The sequence below is a fragment of the Neisseria sp. P0001.S005 genome (genome assembly GCF_051963715.1).
Genome location: NZ_JBQCTZ010000225.1, coordinates 1,356 through 5,286, shown reverse-complemented (window position 1 = coordinate 5,286; position 3,931 = coordinate 1,356). Strand labels below are relative to the sequence as shown.

Here is a 3,931-nt window from a genome sequence, read left to right as displayed (position 1 = left end):
TTTCGATAATTTTAGTTGACATTTGCTAAATGTACTGTATAATTCGATTCGCTCTTTAAAAAACAGATTACCGATAAGTGTGAGTGCATTGGGCCTCACACTGTTTGAAAGACAGACAAGATGATGTTTTAGACATTGTCCTGTCGGTTTCTTTGAAGCAGACCAGAAGTTATAAGTTAGAGATTGAACATAAGAGTTTGATCCTGGCTCAGATTGAACGCTGGCGGCATGCTTTACACATGCAAGTCGGACGGCAGCACAGAGAAGCTTGCTTCTTGGGTGGCGAGTGGCGAACGGGTGAGTAATATATCGGAACGTACCGAGTAATGGGGGATAACTAATCGAAAGATTAGCTAATACCGCATATTCTCTGAGGAGGAAAGCAGGGGACCTTCGGGCCTTGCGTTATTCGAGCGGCCGATATCTGATTAGCTAGTTGGTGGGGTAAAGGCCTACCAAGGCGACGATCAGTAGCGGGTCTGAGAGGATGATCCGCCACACTGGGACTGAGACACGGCCCAGACTCCTACGGGAGGCAGCAGTGGGGAATTTTGGACAATGGGCGCAAGCCTGATCCAGCCATGCCGCGTGTCTGAAGAAGGCCTTCGGGTTGTAAAGGACTTTTGTCAGGGAAGAAAAGGACAGGGTTAATACCCCTGTTTGATGACGGTACCTGAAGAATAAGCACCGGCTAACTACGTGCCAGCAGCCGCGGTAATACGTAGGGTGCGAGCGTTAATCGGAATTACTGGGCGTAAAGCGAGCGCAGACGGTTACTTAAGCAGGATGTGAAATCCCCGGGCTCAACCTGGGAACTGCGTTCTGAACTGGGTGACTAGAGTGTGTCAGAGGGAGGTAGAATTCCACGTGTAGCAGTGAAATGCGTAGAGATGTGGAGGAATACCGATGGCGAAGGCAGCCTCCTGGGATAACACTGACGTTCATGCTCGAAAGCGTGGGTAGCAAACAGGATTAGATACCCTGGTAGTCCACGCCCTAAACGATGTCAATTAGCTGTTGGGCAACTTGATTGCTTAGTAGCGTAGCTAACGCGTGAAATTGACCGCCTGGGGAGTACGGTCGCAAGATTAAAACTCAAAGGAATTGACGGGGACCCGCACAAGCGGTGGATGATGTGGATTAATTCGATGCAACGCGAAGAACCTTACCTGGTCTTGACATGTACGGAATCCTCCAGAGACGGAGGAGTGCCTTCGGGAGCCGTAACACAGGTGCTGCATGGCTGTCGTCAGCTCGTGTCGTGAGATGTTGGGTTAAGTCCCGCAACGAGCGCAACCCTTGTCATTAGTTGCCATCATTTAGTTGGGCACTCTAATGAGACTGCCGGTGACAAGCCGGAGGAAGGTGGGGATGACGTCAAGTCCTCATGGCCCTTATGACCAGGGCTTCACACGTCATACAATGGTCGGTACAGAGGGTAGCCAAGCCGCGAGGTGGAGCCAATCTCACAAAACCGATCGTAGTCCGGATTGCACTCTGCAACTCGAGTGCATGAAGTCGGAATCGCTAGTAATCGCAGGTCAGCATACTGCGGTGAATACGTTCCCGGGTCTTGTACACACCGCCCGTCACACCATGGGAGTGGGGGATACCAGAAGTAGGTAGGGTAACCGCAAGGAGCCCGCTTACCACGGTATGCTTCATGACTGGGGTGAAGTCGTAACAAGGTAGCCGTAGGGGAACCTGCGGCTGGATCACCTCCTTTCTAGAGAAAGAAGAGGTCTGATGCATTCACACTTATCGGTAAACTGTAAAAGATGCGGAAGAGAAAAGCTTGAGTGAAGACAAGATTCGCTTAAGAAGAGAATCCGGGTTTGTAGCTCAGCTGGTTAGAGCACACGCTTGATAAGCGTGGGGTCGGAGGTTCAAGTCCTCCCAGACCCACCAAGAACGGGGGCATAGCTCAGTTGGTAGAGCACCTGCTTTGCAAGCAGGGGGTCATCGGTTCGATCCCGTTTGCCTCCACCAAGAACTTTACAAATCAAAGGAAGCCTGCTATACTTAGCAGCTTATTTTGATTTGCGAAGTGGAATATCGACGCATCGTTCTTTAACAAATTGGAAAGCCGAAATCAACAAACAAAGACAATGAGTTTGTTTTGATTTTTTGTTCTTTGCAAAGGATAAAAAATCTCTCGCAAGAGAAAAGAAAACAAACACAGTATTTGGGTGATGATTGTATCGACTTAATCCTGAAACACAAAAGGCAGGATTAAGACACAACAAAGCAGTAAGCTTTATCAAAGTAGGAATTTCAAGTTTGCTTCCCTAGTCAACGGGTAGGCAAACGAAGTCAAAGAGGTTCTTGAAATGATAGAGTCAAGTGAATAAGTGCATCAGGTGGATGCCTTGGCGATGATAGGCGACGAAGGACGTGTAAGCCTGCGAAAAGCGCGGGGGAGCTGGCAATAAAGCTATGATCCCGCGATGTCCGAATGGGGAAACCCACTGCATTCTGTGCAGTATCCTAAGTTGAATACATAGACTTAGAGAAGCGAACCCGGAGAACTGAACCATCTAAGTACCCGGAGGAAAAGAAATCAACCGAGATTCCGCAAGTAGTGGCGAGCGAACGCGGAGGAGCCTGTACGTAATAACTGTCGAGATAGAAGAACAAGCTGGGAAGCTTGACCATAGTGGGTGATAGTCCCGTATTCGAAATCTCAACAGTGGTACTAAGCGTACGAAAAGTAGGGCGGGACACGTGAAATCCTGTCTGAATATGGGGGGACCATCCTCCAAGGCTAAATACTCATCATCGACCGATAGTGAACCAGTACCGTGAGGGAAAGGCGAAAAGAACCCCGGGAGGGGAGTGAAATAGAACCTGAAACCTGATGCATACAAACAGTGGGAGCACCCTTGTGGTGTGACTGCGTACCTTTTGTATAATGGGTCAACGACTTACATTCAGTAGCGAGCTTAACCGAATAGGGGAGGCGTAGGGAAACCGAGTCTTAATAGGGCGAACAGTTGCTGGGTGTAGACCCGAAACCGAGTGATCTATCCATGGCCAGGTTGAAGGTGCCGTAACAGGTACTGGAGGACCGAACCCACGCATGTTGCAAAATGCGGGGATGAGCTGTGGATAGGGGTGAAAGGCTAAACAAACTCGGAGATAGCTGGTTCTCCCCGAAAACTATTTAGGTAGTGCCTCGAGCAAGACACTGATGGGGGTAAAGCACTGTTATGGCTAGGGGGTTATTGCAACTTACCAACCCATGGCAAACTAAGAATACCATCAAGTGGTTCCTCGGGAGACAGACAGCGGGTGCTAACGTCCGTTGTCAAGAGGGAAACAACCCAGACCGCCAGCTAAGGTCCCAAATGATAGATTAAGTGGTAAACGAAGTGGGAAGGCCCAGACAGCCAGGATGTTGGCTTAGAAGCAGCCATCATTTAAAGAAAGCGTAATAGCTCACTGGTCGAGTCGTCCTGCGCGGAAGATGTAACGGGGCTCAAATCTATAACCGAAGCTGCGGATGCCAGTTTACTGGCATGGTAGGGGAGCGTTCTGTAGGCCGATGAAGGTGCATTGTAAAGTGTGCTGGAGGTATCAGAAGTGCGAATGTTGACATGAGTAGCGATAAAGCGGGTGAAAAGCCCGCTCGCCGAAAGCCCAAGGTTTCCTACGCAACGTTCATCGGCGTAGGGTGAGTCGGCCCCTAAGGCGAGGCAGAAATGCGTAGTCGATGGGAAACAGGTTAATATTCCTGTACTTGATTCAAATGCGATGTGGGGACGGAGAAGGTTAGGTTAGCAAGCTGTTGGAATAGCTTGTTTAAGCCGGTAGGTGGAAGACTTAGGCAAATCCGGGTCTTCTTAACACCGAGAAGTGATGACGAGTGTCTACGGACATGAAGTAACCGATACCACGCTTCCAGGAAAAGCCACTAAGCTTCAGTTTGAAT

The 3,931-nt window shown here is 49.5% G+C and carries 2 tRNA genes and 2 rRNA genes (1 of these 4 running past the window's edge); all 4 read left to right on the top strand.

Going from position 1 to position 3,931, the window contains the following annotated elements:
* The first annotated feature begins 185 nt into the window (after positions 1-185).
* Positions 186-1,726 (top strand): 16S ribosomal RNA (locus ACTHSP_RS17520).
* A 105-nt stretch (positions 1,727-1,831) separates the two neighbouring features.
* Positions 1,832-1,908, top strand: a tRNA-Ile gene (locus ACTHSP_RS17515).
* A 5-nt stretch (positions 1,909-1,913) separates the two neighbouring features.
* A tRNA-Ala gene (locus ACTHSP_RS17510) sits at positions 1,914-1,989 on the top strand.
* A 348-nt stretch (positions 1,990-2,337) separates the two neighbouring features.
* Positions 2,338-3,931: ribosomal RNA gene (locus ACTHSP_RS17505) — 23S ribosomal RNA — on the top strand (its annotated part continues 1,355 nt past the right edge of the window); the annotation flags it as partial.